At 72.3% G+C, this 13,066-nt stretch carries 9 protein-coding genes and 1 pseudogene; 1 reads left to right on the top strand and 9 read right to left on the bottom strand.

Features of this window, described 5'->3' with window-relative positions; all coding sequences use genetic code 11:
- Positions 1-33 precede the first annotated feature (33 nt).
- The 5 genes from ACIO92_RS32125 to ACIO92_RS32105 all read right to left on the bottom strand — a co-directional run bounded on the left by ACIO92_RS32125 (position 34) and on the right by ACIO92_RS32105 (position 4,696).
- Positions 34-1,266 (bottom strand): SfnB family sulfur acquisition oxidoreductase, encoded by a 1,233-nt coding sequence (locus ACIO92_RS32125; RefSeq protein ID WP_366445925.1) that lies wholly within the window; start codon positions 1,264-1,266, stop codon positions 34-36.
- An 80-nt stretch (positions 1,267-1,346) separates the two neighbouring features.
- Entirely contained in the window at positions 1,347-1,901 is a 555-nt protein-coding gene (gene ssuE, locus ACIO92_RS32120; RefSeq protein ID WP_366445924.1) for an NADPH-dependent FMN reductase, read from the bottom strand.
- 82 nt (positions 1,902-1,983) lie between these two features.
- The gene (locus tag ACIO92_RS32115) at positions 1,984-3,201 is read right to left on the bottom strand and encodes an acyl-CoA dehydrogenase family protein (RefSeq protein WP_402283926.1); all 1,218 of its coding nucleotides are present in this window, start codon (positions 3,199-3,201) and stop codon (positions 1,984-1,986) included.
- A 48-nt stretch (positions 3,202-3,249) separates the two neighbouring features.
- A complete protein-coding gene (gene sfnG / locus ACIO92_RS32110; RefSeq protein ID WP_402283924.1) occupies positions 3,250-4,383 on the bottom strand; it encodes a dimethylsulfone monooxygenase SfnG in 1,134 nt (377 codons plus the stop codon).
- 229 nt (positions 4,384-4,612) lie between these two features.
- Positions 4,613-4,696 carry a putative leader peptide gene (locus ACIO92_RS32105; protein WP_366445927.1) on the bottom strand — a complete coding sequence of 28 codons (84 nt, stop codon included), beginning with the start codon at positions 4,694-4,696 and terminating at the stop codon, positions 4,613-4,615.
- Between the two features lie 150 nt (positions 4,697-4,846).
- Between ACIO92_RS32105 and ACIO92_RS32100 the strand changes: the two genes are divergently transcribed.
- Positions 4,847-5,779, top strand: coding sequence for a LysR family transcriptional regulator (locus ACIO92_RS32100; protein WP_402283922.1), 933 nt, complete (start codon positions 4,847-4,849; stop codon positions 5,777-5,779).
- 663 nt (positions 5,780-6,442) lie between these two features.
- Here ACIO92_RS32100 and ACIO92_RS32095 read toward each other — a convergent pair.
- From ACIO92_RS32095 to ACIO92_RS32080, 4 genes and pseudogenes are all read right to left on the bottom strand, one after another.
- Positions 6,443-6,784, bottom strand: a complete 342-nt coding sequence (locus ACIO92_RS32095) for a hypothetical protein (RefSeq protein ID WP_402596819.1) — start codon at positions 6,782-6,784, stop codon at positions 6,443-6,445.
- Positions 6,785-6,997: 213 nt separating this feature from the next.
- Positions 6,998-7,147: pseudogene (locus tag ACIO92_RS32090) on the bottom strand (helix-turn-helix domain-containing protein); the annotation flags it as partial.
- 162 nt (positions 7,148-7,309) lie between these two features.
- Positions 7,310-10,936, bottom strand: a complete 3,627-nt coding sequence (locus tag ACIO92_RS32085) for a beta-ketoacyl synthase N-terminal-like domain-containing protein (protein WP_402283920.1) — start codon at positions 10,934-10,936, stop codon at positions 7,310-7,312.
- Positions 10,933-12,762: an amino acid adenylation domain-containing protein gene (locus ACIO92_RS32080; RefSeq protein WP_366445918.1), complete on the bottom strand. Its 1,830-nt coding sequence runs from the start codon at positions 12,760-12,762 to the stop codon at positions 10,933-10,935. Before ACIO92_RS32080 ends, ACIO92_RS32085 begins: the two co-directional genes overlap by 4 nt.
- Positions 12,763-13,066 lie beyond the last annotated feature (304 nt).

Raw genomic sequence — 13,066 nt, 5'->3', positions numbered from 1 at the left:
ACTCCCGTGCGGTGGGGGATGGTGGGGGCGGGGTCAGAGCAGGCCGTGGCGGGGCGGCCTGGTGCCGTTGAGGACGTAGCGGCCGATGTGCTGGATCTTCCAGCGGGCCGGGTCGTGCAGGGTGTGGGTGCGCGCGTCGCGCCAGTGCCTGTCGAGGTTGAGCGAGCCGAGGGCGGAGCGGGTGCCGGACACCTCGAACAGGGCGCTGCCGAGCTCCACGGCCGCTCCGGCGGCGAAGGACTTGGCGGCGGCGACGGCGACGGAGGCCTCGGCGGCGGTGTCGTCGGTGAGGTCGGCCGTCGCCGTGTCCACGGCGCGGGCGGCCGCAGACAGCAGCGCCTCCGCGGCCCGTAGCAGGACGGACAGTTCACCGAAGCGCTGGATCAGCAGCGGGTCCTCGGCGGCGGTGTCGAAGCCGCTCTCGAACCAGGGGCGGCTCGTGGTCCGGACGAAGTCCACCGCTTCGGCCAGTGCCCCGGCGGCGATCCCGACATCGATCGCGGTGTGCAGCAACTGGGCCACCGCACCGTGCAGTTGGGGTCCGGTGAAGGTCAGGTGGTGCGGGACCACCCGGTCGGCGGGGACCGGGACGGCGTCCAGGCGTACGGTTCCGCTGGCGGTGGTGCGCTGGCCCATGCCGTCCCAGTCGTCGACGACGCTCACCCCGGGGGCGTCGGCGGGGACGTAGGCGACCTGCAGGGTGTCGTCCTCGGCGCGGGCCAGGACCGGGATCCAGTCGGCGAACAGCGCCCCGGTGGAGTACTGCTTGACGCCGTCGAGCCGGAAGGAGCCGTCTGCGGCGCCGTGGTCCGGGACGCGGGTCAGCCGGGTGCGGATGTCCTGGACGTGCTTGGTCCCGGCTTCCGACTGGGCGTTGCCGAAGCGGCGTCCGGCCAGCAGCTCGGCGAAGAAGAACGCCTGCTGAGCGGGTGTGCCCCGGCGGCGCAGCACGTTGACGTAGACGAAGTGGCTCTGCGGGATCTGGGCCAGGCTGGCGTCCGCGGACGCCAGCAGCCGGAACACCTCGGCCAGAGTCTCCACGCGGACGTCGGCGCCCCCGTGCTCGGCGGGGACGGTGATGCCCAGCAGGCCCGAGGCGGAAAGCAGGTCGAGTTCGGCACGGGGCAGGCGTCGGGAGGCGTCACGGTCTGCCGCGCCTGTGCGGAACCGCGCGGCGAGGCCGGTGGCCACGGCGAGCGCCTCGGTGTCGTCGGCGATGGCGCGGGGTGCCGGGCGGACCGGCGCGGTGCTGGTGGGGGCGGTCATGCGGTTCCTCCGGAGAAGCGGACGGCGGCCGTACGGGCGGGGTCTGCGCGCGACCGTCGTGCGGTTCTGTCGCGCGCGGGTCAGCTGGTGGTGGTGAGCACGGAGCTCCGGCCGAGCGCGGCGGAGAACTGGTCCACGACCAGGCCCAGCGACTTCCCGGTGCCGGGCTCAAGGGCGACGCTCCCGTCCGGGGCGATGCCGATGTGCCGGTCCAGGACGAACCGGCCCTGGACGATGTGGGCGGCCCCCATGGAGGACAGCACCGGCCGCAGCGCGTAGTCGATGGCCAGCACGTGCGCCGTGCTCCCGCCGGTGGCCAGCGGGAGCACGGTCTTCCCGGCGAGGGCGTACTGCGGCAACAGGTCGAGCAGCGACTTGAGCAGCCCGGAGAAGGACGCCTTGTAGACCGGGGTTCCGATCATCATCCCGTCGGCCCGCGCGAACAGCTCGGTGGCCCGGACGACGGCGGGGTGGTCGAAGTCCGCGCCGAGCAGCGCCTCCGCGGGGAGGGTGCGGACGTCCAGCGGGACGACGCTGTGCCCCTGGCCGACGAGCCGTCCGTCGAGGTGGCGCATGAGCCGGGCGGTACGGGAAGTGGCGGAGGGACTTCCGGAGACGGACAGGACGGTGGCCATGGGTCCTCGCATCGGGGTTCGGTCCGGGGCGGCCCCGCCCCGGACGCCCGCAGGCACGGGGGTGGGGCCGCCCCGGCGACGGTCAGGAGTACCAGGTGGGTTCGGGCAGTTCGCCGGTGAGGACGTGACGGCCCACCTCGCGTCGCTTGTAGGCGACCGGGTCGTGCAGGGTGTGGGTGCGGACGTTGCGCCAGAAGCGGTCCAGGCCCTCGGCGGATGCGGTGGCGCGGGCACCGGTGACCTCGAAGATCCGGCTGGTGACCTCCAGGGCGACCTCGGTGGCGTGGGCCTTGACGGCGGCGGCCCGTACCTCGAACTCCCCGCGCGCCCGTTCGGTGACGGCGTCGGGGTCGTCATGCAGGGCCTGGCCCTCCAGGGCGACGGCGTCGGCCAGGGCCTCGGCCGCCCAGAGCTTGGTGGTCAGGTCGCCGTAGACGTCGATGACGTACGGCTCGTCCACCGCCCGCTCGTATCCGCCGTGCAGCCAGGAGCGCGACTTGGTACGGGTGTAGGTGGCGGCGGTCTCCAGCGCGCCCCGCGCGATGCCCAGGTAGAAGCTGACGAAGACGAGCTGGATCGTGGGCACGTTGAGGGTGTTGTAGACGCGCGGCCGGAACTCCTTGTCCACGTATCCGGCGGCGGAGGCCCACGGGGTGCGTACGCCGTCGAGGGTGACGCTCCCGCTCTCGGTCAGCCGCTGGCCGATGTTGTCCCAGTCGTCGTGGAAGGTCAGGCCCTCGCTGTCGGAGGGGACGATCGCGAAGACGTGCTTGTCGGTGCCCTCCAGAACCCCTTCGAGCACGGTGACGTCGGAGACCCTGCTGCCGGTGGAGAAGCTCTTCCTGCCGGTGAAGACCAGGTCGTCGCCGTCCTCGGTGACGGTGACGTCGTTGTCGCGCGGGTTGACCGCGCCGCCGAAGAACCACTGGTTGCGGGCGGCCTCCGCCTCGACGGACTCCCACTGCTCGCGGGTGGCGACCAGGCGGGCCGCCCAGTTCCACAGGTAGTGGTAGCCGAGGAGCTGGGCGATCGAGCCGTCGGCCCCGGAGACCTCCCGGACCACCCGGTAGGCGGTCGTCCAGTCCTGGCCGGCTCCGCCGTGCTCGACCGGTCCGAGCAGGGTGACCAGCCCGGAGTCCTTCAGCAGGCGGATCTCCGCGTGGGGGGTCGCGCCGGCCTTGTCCCGGGCGGCGGCGTCGGTGGCCAGGACGGCGGCGACCTCGGCGGCCCGCTCGATCCAGCCCTGTGCGCCCTCGGGGGCGGGCGTGCCCTGCCACTGCGTCGTTGCGACGGTGCTCATCGGTGTGACCTCTCATCTGTCGTTCCGTACATGGCGGGTGAGGGTGTGTCAGGCAGGAGCGGGGGCGGTCTCTTCCTCGTCGGCCGGTTGCTGTGCCTCCAGCTCGCGGACCAGGGGGAGCACGCGGCTGCCGAAGTACTCCACCTCCTCCAGGTAGTGCAGGAAGCCCAGCAGCAGCAGGTCCACACCGCGCCTCCTGTAGGCGACGATGCGTTCGGCGACCTGCTCGGGTGTGCCGATGAGGCCGGTCCGGAAACCGTCGTTGTACTGCACCAGGTCCTCGAAGCCTGAGTCCTGCCACATGCCCTTGCGGTCACCGGTGGACTGTCCTGCCTGCTTGACGGCCGAGCCGAAGCCGCGCACCGCCTCGACGTCGGCCCCGGCGACGATCTCGCGCAGGGTGTCGCGGGCCTCGGCCTCGGTGTCGCGGGCGATCAGGAAGCCGTTGAGGCCGAAGCGGGGCGCGGGGCGTCCGGCCGCCGCGGCGGAGGCGTGGACGTCGTGGATCTGTTCGGTGACGCCGTCGAAGTCCTTGCCGTTGGAGAAGTACCAGTCCGAGACGCGTCCCGCCATGGCCCGCGCGGCGGTGGAGTTGCCGCCCTGGAAGATCTCCGGGTGCGGGCGTTCCGGAGTGTTCAGCGGCTTGGGCTTGAGCGTGAAGTCACGGATCCGGTAGAAGTCTCCGGACCGCTCGACGTGGTCCTCGGTCCAGATGGCCCGCAGCGCCCGGATGAACTCCTCCGAGCGGCGGTAGCGCTCGTCGTGCTCCAGCCACGGCTCGCCGAGGGCGATGAACTCGTCCTTGAACCAGCCGCTGACGACGTTGACCGCGAAACGGCCGTGGGAGAGGTGGTCGGCCGTCGCGCCGAGCTTGGCCAGCACGCCGGGCTGCCACAGACCGGGATGGACCGCGGCGATGACCTTCAGCCGCTCGGTGGCCAGCAGCAGGGCGAGGCTGAAGCTGGTCGACTCGTGCTGGTACTCGGCGCCGTAGCTGGCCATGTAGCGCACCTGGCTGAGGGCGTACTCGAAGCCGTTGTTCTCGGCGAGCACCGCGAGCTCGCGGTTGTACGCGTAGCCCCAGTCGGTGCGTTGCTCGATCCGGCTGGTGACCAGACCGCCGCTGACGTTGGGCACCCAGTACGCGAAGCGCACGGGGTCGGCGGAGGATGGAACGGACATGGTGACTCCCGGTACGGAGAGCGAGGACGTGGCGGAGCGGGGCGGGACGCACCGGGGCGCGTCGGACCGGCCCGGCGCCGGTGGAGGGCGGCACGGTCGAGGCGGGGGAAGGCGGCACAGCGCGGTCGGCGCGGGCCGGGGGCGGAGCCCGGGGGAACGTCAGCGGGAGCGGTCGCGGCCCGGAAGAATCACGGGCGCGCGGAACGGACCGGGTGGAGCGGGCCGCGTCTCAGGCGGCGCGACGACAGAAGGCACTGGCGACGCGGGCGAGGTCGATGTGCCGCCTCCGCGTGAAGTCCTGTCGCGTGCTCATGGGAATCGCTCCCAGCGGGGGGTCGGGTGGCTTGTGCCGCTTCAGCAGAGTATCCATCCCTACCTGTCAGGTCGAGTAGGCAATGACGAGGGGCTGATAGGGTTTCCCTATCACTCGCTGCTCCCTCCCTGGTCAGGATGTGGAACCGCCATGCGGATCGAACAGCTTGAGTACATCGAGGCAGTGACCCGGCTCGGCTCACTGCGGCGGGCGGCGGAGGAACTCCACCTCTCCCAGCCCGCCCTGAGCGAGACCGTGCGCAACTTCGAACGCGAACTCGGCGTCGACATCCTGGACCGGCGCCGCTCCGGCGCCACGATCAGCGACCGGGGCAGCGAACTGCTCCCGCACATCATCGGCATCCTGGACGCCGTCGACCGGCTCCGCCGTGCCGCCGACGACCAGCACCACACCACTCGGATGCTGCGCCTCGGCACGGTCAACGCCGCCACCGTCCCGCTGCTGGTGCCCACCGTCAGGGAGTTCCGGGCGGCCCACCCGGTGACCCAGGTCGAGGTCGTCGGCGCGCAGCAGGCGGAGATCCACCGGGGCATCCAGGAAGGCGGCCTGGACCTGGGGCTCGTCAACTACCTCCAGGGCGACGACCTGCCACCCGACCTCCACACCACCGTGCTGCTCACCGGTCGCCCGGTGGTCTGCCTGCGGCCGGACAGCCCGCTGGCCCGGCTCAGCACCGTCGGCGTCGCCGACCTGGTCACCGAACCCCTGATCGTCATGCGGTCCGGCTACCTCATGCACCGCTACGTACACCGGCTGCTCGCCGGTCGCACCCCGTCCTTCTCGTACTCGACCGACGGCGCCGAGATGGGCAAGCTCATGGTCGCCGAAGGACTCGGCGCCACGGTGCTGCCGGACTTCAGCGTCGTCGACGACCCGCTCGAACGGGCCGGTGCCATCGTCCACCGCCCGGTCGACGACACCACCACACGCATCCTGCTGGTACTGCAGCGCAGCCGTTCGGGATCGGCGCCGCCCGCGGCCCGCGAACTCCATCGCATCTTCGTCCGACAGGCCGCCGAGTACCAGGCACGGGCCGACGCGGAGCGACCGGCCCGACGGTGAGCCGTTCGGGGTCCGGCGGCTGTCCGGATCACCGGCTCGGTCGGCGCCTTCGCGCCGTGTCGACCAACGGTGCGACGCCGAAGCCCGTGTCGACCAACAGTGCGACGCCAGCGTCGGCGCCGTCTCTCGCTCACCCACCCGCGCGAAGAACGCCAGCCCCGTCCTCGCGGGTGAAGGGACCGCGACCACGCTCGCCGATGGAACGCGGAACGCGGAACGCGGGATTCGGGATGGTCGTGCTCGTTCCCGCTCCAGTGCTGTGCGGACGACCGTCGCGCACGGCTCCTCGAACAGTTCGTGGAGGCGGGCGCCGCTCTGCGGGCCGACGGCGACACGGAGTTCCGCCGACTCGACAGAGAGGGCGAGATGCGTCGGTGCGTCGGACGGCAGCGGTGACCGGGAACTCGCCGCCTCGGTCTACGAACGGATCGAAACGCGTCCTCCCCCGAACGATCCGTACCGAGCGCGTCGGCTGCGATCCGTGTCTGCTGCGATCCGGGTCGGGGTGCGCCGGAGGGTCGCCCCCGCCCGGCGTCGCCCGACATCCCGTCGGCGGATCGCTCGGGGCCCCGGGTGTGCCGAGCGCAGCGGATGGGGCCTGCGGCCCACGCGCCGATCGTCGGTGGTGGGGCCGCTCCGGCCGCACCATCCCGGTCGTCGCGGTCAGCCGAGGCGCTCGCGGGACGTCGAGCGGCTCTGCTGGATGAGGGTGTGTGAGATGTTGCTCGATGCGGCGTGGAGCATACGTTCGATCTGCTCGTTCGGGTAGTGGTGCTCGGGGAGGACGAGGGCGTGCACGGCGGCTGCGGCCCGGCGGCGGGTGATCATGACGGGGACGGCGATGCCCGTGGTCCTGATGTCGCTGACGTGGGCCGCCCTGCGCCGGATCACGGTGAGGGCGGTCTCGCCGGACATGTCCGGCAGGGTTCTTCGTTCGGTGAAGTATCCGTAGGATTCGAGGACGATGCGGGCCGCCTCGAATCCTGGTGCGCTCGGCGCCGTCAAGCCCCTGGCGGTCTCGCGTTGTCGTGGCGAGTGCAGGATGCGCAGGGATTTGATGGTGTCGGCGTTTTTGACAGCTATTCCGATAGGGATGCCGGTGGCGGAATAGAAATCCAGAAGGTACGGCAGTGCGGCTTCCCCGAGGGATTGGGAAGCCGCTTCCCCCGCTCCTCGCAGAGGCACCACCATGTATCCGCCGGATGTCTTCTCCATGAGCCCTTCGCCACAGAGGCAGACGATGATGCGGTAGGCCGTGGTCTTCGAGAGTCCCGCTTTACGTGCGACTTCGCCGACGCTCAGCGGCCCTTCCTCGGCGGTGACGCGCAGGATCCTGGCTGCTTTCTCTACACTCTGTGTCCCATGCATTGCGGCTCTTCATTTTTCCGTTCAGTCGTACCGGCCCTGATGCTGTGCCCGCCGGGCTCCAGGGGGTCATTCTGCCCAGGAATTTCTTTTCTCAGCGATTCCGTGACCCGCTTTCCAGGAATTGACCGACTCCGTGGCGCACGGACTTTCTGGCGCGAGACATCACGTTCCGCGCTGGATGTGACGGGTGAGGGTGAGAGCGAGCAGGCGTGCGTGGGGAGCGGCCAGCATCGACTCGTGGCCGCCGGGCGAGACCGCGAGCGTCAGGTGCGGCAGTACCTTCCGCCAGCCCTCTTCCGGCGCCCTGCCGTCCGTGTCGTCGCGTGCGGCGGCACGGACGTACACGGTGTGCCCGTGGTGGCTCGTCGGGGAGTGGGCGCGCAGGGCTGCGAGGTGGTCCAGGCGGGCCCGCAGGATGCGGGGCCGGACGCCGGCGGGGAGCTCGCGTACCTGTTCGGCCTGTGCGGCGGGTGACGCCTCCTCCTCGCTGATCCAGGACGGCCAGGGGGAGTCGAGGAGGAAGGTTCCGGCCGGGGGCCGGCCCCTCCCGGTCAGGAGTCCGGTCATCTCGTGCGCGACGACGCCGCCGAAGGAGGAGCCGCCCATCCAGAATTGTCCGGAAGGATGTGCGGCGAGGAGTTCCTCGGTGTACGCGCGGGCCATCTCGTACAGGTCGGTGAACGGTTCGTCCTCCGAGCCCGGCAGACCTGGAGCGGTGAAGCCGTACAGGGGGACCGCGGGCGCGAGGGACCGGGCGAGGTCCCGGTAGACGAGTGCGCTGCCGCCCACGGGGTGGACGAGGAAGAGGGGAACCGCACCCGGAGGGGGAGCCGGTGAACGGGTCGCCAGCAGCGCGAGGCTCTTGGCCGCGGACCGCGCGGACCGCGCGGACCGCGCGGACCGTGCGGATCCGGTCGGGGCGGACGTCGGTGCCGTGTTCGGGTCGGCGGTGGGAAGGATCGCGCCGGCGAGGCCGCGCGGAGTCCGGGAGTCCAGGAGGAGTTCGGGCGGGAAGGAGTGGTCCAGTGCCTCTCCGATGGTCTCGGCCAGATCGAGGGCCAGCAGCGAGTCTCCGCCGAGGGCGGTGAAGTCGTCGTCCGCCGCGACATCCGCCAGGCCGAGGGCCGTGGCCCACATCGTGGCGATCCGCTGGACCAGGGTGTCCTGGGCGTTGTCCGGCCGACGTGTCACGGCTCCGGGGAGGCGGATCGTTTCCCCATTCGGTGCGGAGTCGCTGGAGCGTGCCGAGGCCGCAGAGGGTCCCCCGTCCTGTGCGGTCCCGCCGCCGGTACCGTCCTCCTTCCCGCCGTCGGTCCGGTCGCCGTCGGTCCGGGCGGTGGGCGGCCGCGCGGTGAGCGGTCCGTCCGCCACCGCCCAGTGCCGACGGCGCAGGAAAGGCCGGGACGGCAGCGGAATGTGCCGGTGAGGTGGGGAGTCGAGGGTTTCCGGGTTCACCTCCGCGCCCTCCTGCCAGGCACGGCCGACGGCGGAGAGCAGGTGCCACGCGTGCCCGCGGGCGTCCTGGGGTTCCGCCAGGCAGGGAAGCAGGGGGTCCCGGGCGGACTCTCCACGCGGGCGTGAGCCTTCCGTACGGGGAGGGGGCGGGGCCATGGACGCGGGTCCGAGGAACAGGCGTGGTCCGTCGTGGCCCGGGAGCAGCCGGCTGTCGTCCTGGTGGACGGGTGGAGGACCGGCGAGGGCCCGTGCGATCCAGTACTCCGGGTCGGTGGCCTGGGCGGCGGTGAGGTCGGCGCCCGTCAGGTCCGACCGGCAGGGCAGGCGCGGCGGCCGGGGCCTGATGGAGGCCAACGCCTCACGCACGGTGTTCTCGTGGGGTGGTCCGGCTTCGGAGCTTCCTCGGACGTCTGCCAGCCGGACGGCTTCCTCGGCGGTGAGGACGCCCGCGAGGCACGCGGCGGCCAGCGCCCCGGTCCCCAGGCCCGAGACCGCGGCCGGGGCCAGTCCCCACAGGGCGAGGAGCCTCGACAGGGCCAGGCTCGCGGTCAGGGCGACGTCCGGAGCCAGGGGCCGGGACTGCTTCCCGGCGGATGAGGAGCGCAGGAGACCGGTGATGTCCGCGGAGGTCGTCTGCCGCAGCTCGTCGAGCAGTTCCGCGAAGGCGGGTTCCTCGCGGGCGAGGATCCGCAGCCGACGCGCGTCCAGCGCTGTCGCGTCGGGGATGACCAGGGCGGCGGGGCGTACGCGCGCGGCCCTCTCGCCGATGCCGTTCGCGGGATCGGCGAGGATCCGGAGGGCGTCGTGGGCGGCGGCGGTGCTGGCCACGACGGTGCTCCAGCGGTGGCGCTGGAAGACCCGGCCCGAGACCAGGGTGCTGGAAAGCGCGGGCAGCGGTACCTGCGGCAGCCGTTCGGCGAGTGCGCCGGCCGTGGCCCTCAGGGCCGCGGGGCTCCGTTCGGACAGCAGCAGAAGGTGGCAGCGCCGGTCGTGCGTGCGGGGTGGTGCCGGGGGCGGCGCCTCTTCGAGTACGACGTGCGCGTTGGTGCCTCCCACGCCGAAGGAGCTGACCGCGGCCCGGCGCGGACCGTCCGGTGCGTGCCACGGTTCGGCGTCCGGGGGGAGCCGGAACGGGCTCCCGGCGAGGCCCAGTCCGGGGTGTGGCACCTGCCCGTGGAGGGCGGGTGGAATCCGGCGGTGGTACAGGGCGAGGACGGCCTTCATCAGGCCGGTGACCCCCGCCGCGACGTCGAGGTGGCCGATGTTGGCCTTCACCGATCCCAGGGCGCACGCCCCGGGGGGCACGGAGCGGAAGGCGCGGGTGAGCGCGTCGAACTCCACCTGGTCGCCGAGGGGCGTGGCGGTGCCGTGTGCTTCCACGTACCCGACGGTCGCCGGGTCGATGCCGGCGCGCCGGTGGGCCGTGGTGATGACGTCGAGCTGACCGGAGCTGGAGGGGGCGCTGAAGGACTGCTTGGCCCGGCCGTCGTTGTTGACGGCGCTGCCCAGGACGACCGCGTAGACGTGGTCGCCGTCGGCGACCGCGTCGGACAGGCGTTTGAGCAGGACCATGCCGACACCGCTGCCGGGGACGGTTCCCCGGCCCTGTGCCGAGAAGGACCTGCAGTGGCCGTCCGGAGAGAAGATGCCGCCGGGTCGGTACAGGTATCCGTCGTGGTGGGGGAGGCGGACGGCGGCGGCCCCGGCGAGGACGGCGTCGCTGTCTCCGGTGAGCAGGCTCTGTACGCCGAGGTGGACGGCGACCAGCGAGGTCGAGCACGCCGTCTGCACGGTGACGGCGGGTCCCCGGAGGTCGAGGCGGTGGGCGATGCGGGTGGCGGCGAAGTCCTTCTCGGTGGCCAGGACGTGGGCCTGGTCTCCGGAGGCCGTGGCGGCCGGTCCCTCGGATCCGTATCCGACGGTGCCGACTCCGGCGAACACACCGATGGCGCCGTCGAACCGGCCCGGGACGCAGCCCGCGTCGGTGAGGGCTTCCCAGGCGCATTCCAGGAGCAGCCGCTGCTGGGGGTCCAGGCGGTCGGCCTCACTGGCGGGGATGCCGAAGAACTCCGCGTCGAAGGTCTCGTAGCCGGGCAGGACGCCTGCGGCGGCGACGTGGCGGGATGCGGGCCGGGGGAGCCCGGCCCGCACGGCGTCGCCCGGACCGGGCGGCTGCGCGGCGGCTTCCGGCCGGGGTGCCCGGGTGATCACGTCACGGCCGGTGACCGCGACGTCCCAGAGCTGGGCGGGGCTGGCGGCCCCGGGGAAGCGACCGGCCATGCCGACGACGGCTACGGCCCCGGCCGACGGGGTGCGCGGTGGGAGGGGAGTCAACTGAGGTCCTCCGGGGAGGTGCGACGGGACAGGTGGGCGGCGAGCAGGGACGGGGTGGGGTGGTCCAGGAGGTCGAGCACGCGGATCCCAGGGTGGCCCTCCTGGGCCAGCCGGGCCCGTACCCGCAGGAGGAGCAGGGAGTTGCCGCCCGCTTCGAAGAAGGTGTCGTCGTCGGTGAAGTCGTCGTGGCCGAGCACATCGGCCCAGATCTTCTTCACCCGGGAGACAGCGGACTGTTGTCCGGCCGGGTCGCACGGGTCGGGGAGCCTTGCGCTGTCGAGCTTGCCGCTGGTGAGCGTCGGCAGGGCGTCAAGGACCGCGATGTGGTCCGGGACCATGGCCGTGGGGACCGTGCGCAGGAGCGCGCGGCGCAGTTCCGTCCCGGTGTCGGGTGTGCCCGGAGCGACGACGACCCACGCCGTCAGCGTCGCGGGGCCTCCGGGGCCAGGGGCCCGCAGCTCGGCACGGGCGTCCACGACCCGGGGCAGGTCGAGGAGGGCGTGCTCGACGTCGCCCAGCTCGATCCGGTTCCCGCGGATCTTGACCTGCCGGTCCTCGCGGCCGAGGTGGTCGAGCTCGCCGTCGGGGAGTTCGACGACCGTGTCGCCCGTGCGGTAGGCGAGGTCGGTGGTGTCCGCGTGGGCGGAGAAGGTGTCGGGCAGGAACTGGCGCCGGGTCTGTTCCGGCTGTCCGAGATAGCCGCGAGTGATCTGCGGTCCGGTCAGGATCAGCTCGCCCGGTGTGCCTGAGGGGACCGGACGCAGGGTACGGGGGTCGACGATGTGGACGCCGGTCTGACCCAGGGGCCGCCCGATCGGCACACGAGCGCGCGAGGTGTCCCCGGGGCGGCAGCGGTGCAGCACGGTGACCACCGTTGCTTCGGTAGGGCCGTAGGCGTTCACGAGTTCGACTCCGGGCAGGGCGCGCCAGAGCGCGGCGACGGTGACGGGGTGGAGGGCTTCGCCGATGGAGAAGACCCTGCGCAGGCTCCGGCAGTCCGAGACGGCCGGAGCGGCGAGGAAGGCGTTCAGCTGAGTGGGGACGAACGTCGCGGCGGTGACGCCGTGCCCGGCGACGACCTCGGTGAGGTGCGCGGGGTCGAGGTGGCCTTGGGGGTGGGGGAAGACCAGGCTCGCGCCCCGGGACAGCGGCCAGAACATGTCCATGACGGACACGTCGAAGGTGAAGGGCGTCCGGACCAGGACGCGGTCGGTGCCGTCGAGCGGGAACGCGTCGCCGAGAGCGTGCAGGAACGCCGTCACCGAGGTCTGGGGGACCACGACGCCCTTGGGCCTGCCCGTGGTGCCCGAGGTGTACATCACGTACGCGGTGCCCGCCCCCTGAGGAGCGGAGCGGTCGGTGACGTGCGGAGCGGGAGCCGTACCGCCGCCGTCCTCGGGGAGGGTCGTCGTCCGCACCCCGGGCAGGGCCGGGACGGCGACGTCCTCGGAGTGGACCACCAGGCTGAGCGAGGCGTCCGAGACGATCGTCCGCAGGCGTTCGGCGGGCCAGGACGGCTCCAGCGGTACGTAGGCGGCGCCGGTCAGGGAGACGGCGAGAAGGGTGGGCACCAGGTCCGGGACCCGGTGCATCATCACCCCGACATGGGCGCCGGGCTCCACCCCGTAGTCCAGTAGCCGGTCGGCGAGGGCATGGGCGCGCTCCAGCAGCGTGGCGTAGGTGGTGCTCCGCCCGTCGTGCGACCGGACCGCGACGGCCCGAGGCGAACGGACTGCCTGCGCGGTCACCAGCTCGTGCAGGGTGTGCGGCGCCCGCTGACCGGAGCGGGCCCGTGGAGTCGCCGAAGGCGGCGTGAGTCGCATCATGTGCTCTCATTCAGGGTCGGTGGTGTCTCCTCCGCCCGGCACAGGGGCAGGCGGAGCCGTGAGCCGTAGTACGAGGAGAGGTCTGCGAAGGCGGACGTGGCTCGCTCCGGGCAGGCGAAGTCCAGCCGGGACGGGTGCGGGCTCCGCCGACGGTGCGGAGAGATCCCCGTCGCCACGAAGGGGGCGCCCCTGCTCGGGTTCCACAGGGGGCACGGCGGCGGCCTGTGACCGTACGAGAGCGGAGGGGCAACCATGGTCGTTGTATCGGCGCAACCGTCCTATTGCGCCGTTCACCACATGGTGA

Source organism: Streptomyces sp. NPDC087215, assembly GCF_044744885.1.
In the GTDB taxonomy this organism is placed as follows: Bacteria; Actinomycetota; Actinomycetes; order Streptomycetales; family Streptomycetaceae; genus Streptomyces.
This window is presented reverse-complemented; position numbering and strand designations above follow the sequence as displayed.

Excerpts from the sequence above, each read along its gene's own strand:
- ACIO92_RS32125 (WP_366445925.1), bottom strand. The coding sequence starts at position 1,266 with ATGACCGCCCCCACCAGCACCGCGCCGGTCCGCCCGGCACCCCGCGCC.
- ssuE (WP_366445924.1), bottom strand. The coding sequence starts at position 1,901 with ATGGCCACCGTCCTGTCCGTCTCCGGAAGTCCCTCCGCCACTTCCCGT.
- ACIO92_RS32115 (WP_402283926.1), bottom strand. The coding sequence starts at position 3,201 with ATGAGCACCGTCGCAACGACGCAGTGGCAGGGCACGCCCGCCCCCGAG.
- sfnG (WP_402283924.1), bottom strand. The coding sequence starts at position 4,383 with ATGTCCGTTCCATCCTCCGCCGACCCCGTGCGCTTCGCGTACTGGGTG.
- ACIO92_RS32105 (WP_366445927.1), bottom strand. The coding sequence starts at position 4,696 with ATGAGCACGCGACAGGACTTCACGCGGAGGCGGCACATCGACCTCGCC.
- ACIO92_RS32100 (WP_402283922.1), top strand. The coding sequence starts at position 4,847 with ATGCGGATCGAACAGCTTGAGTACATCGAGGCAGTGACCCGGCTCGGC.
- ACIO92_RS32080 (WP_366445918.1), bottom strand. The coding sequence starts at position 12,762 with ATGATGCGACTCACGCCGCCTTCGGCGACTCCACGGGCCCGCTCCGGT.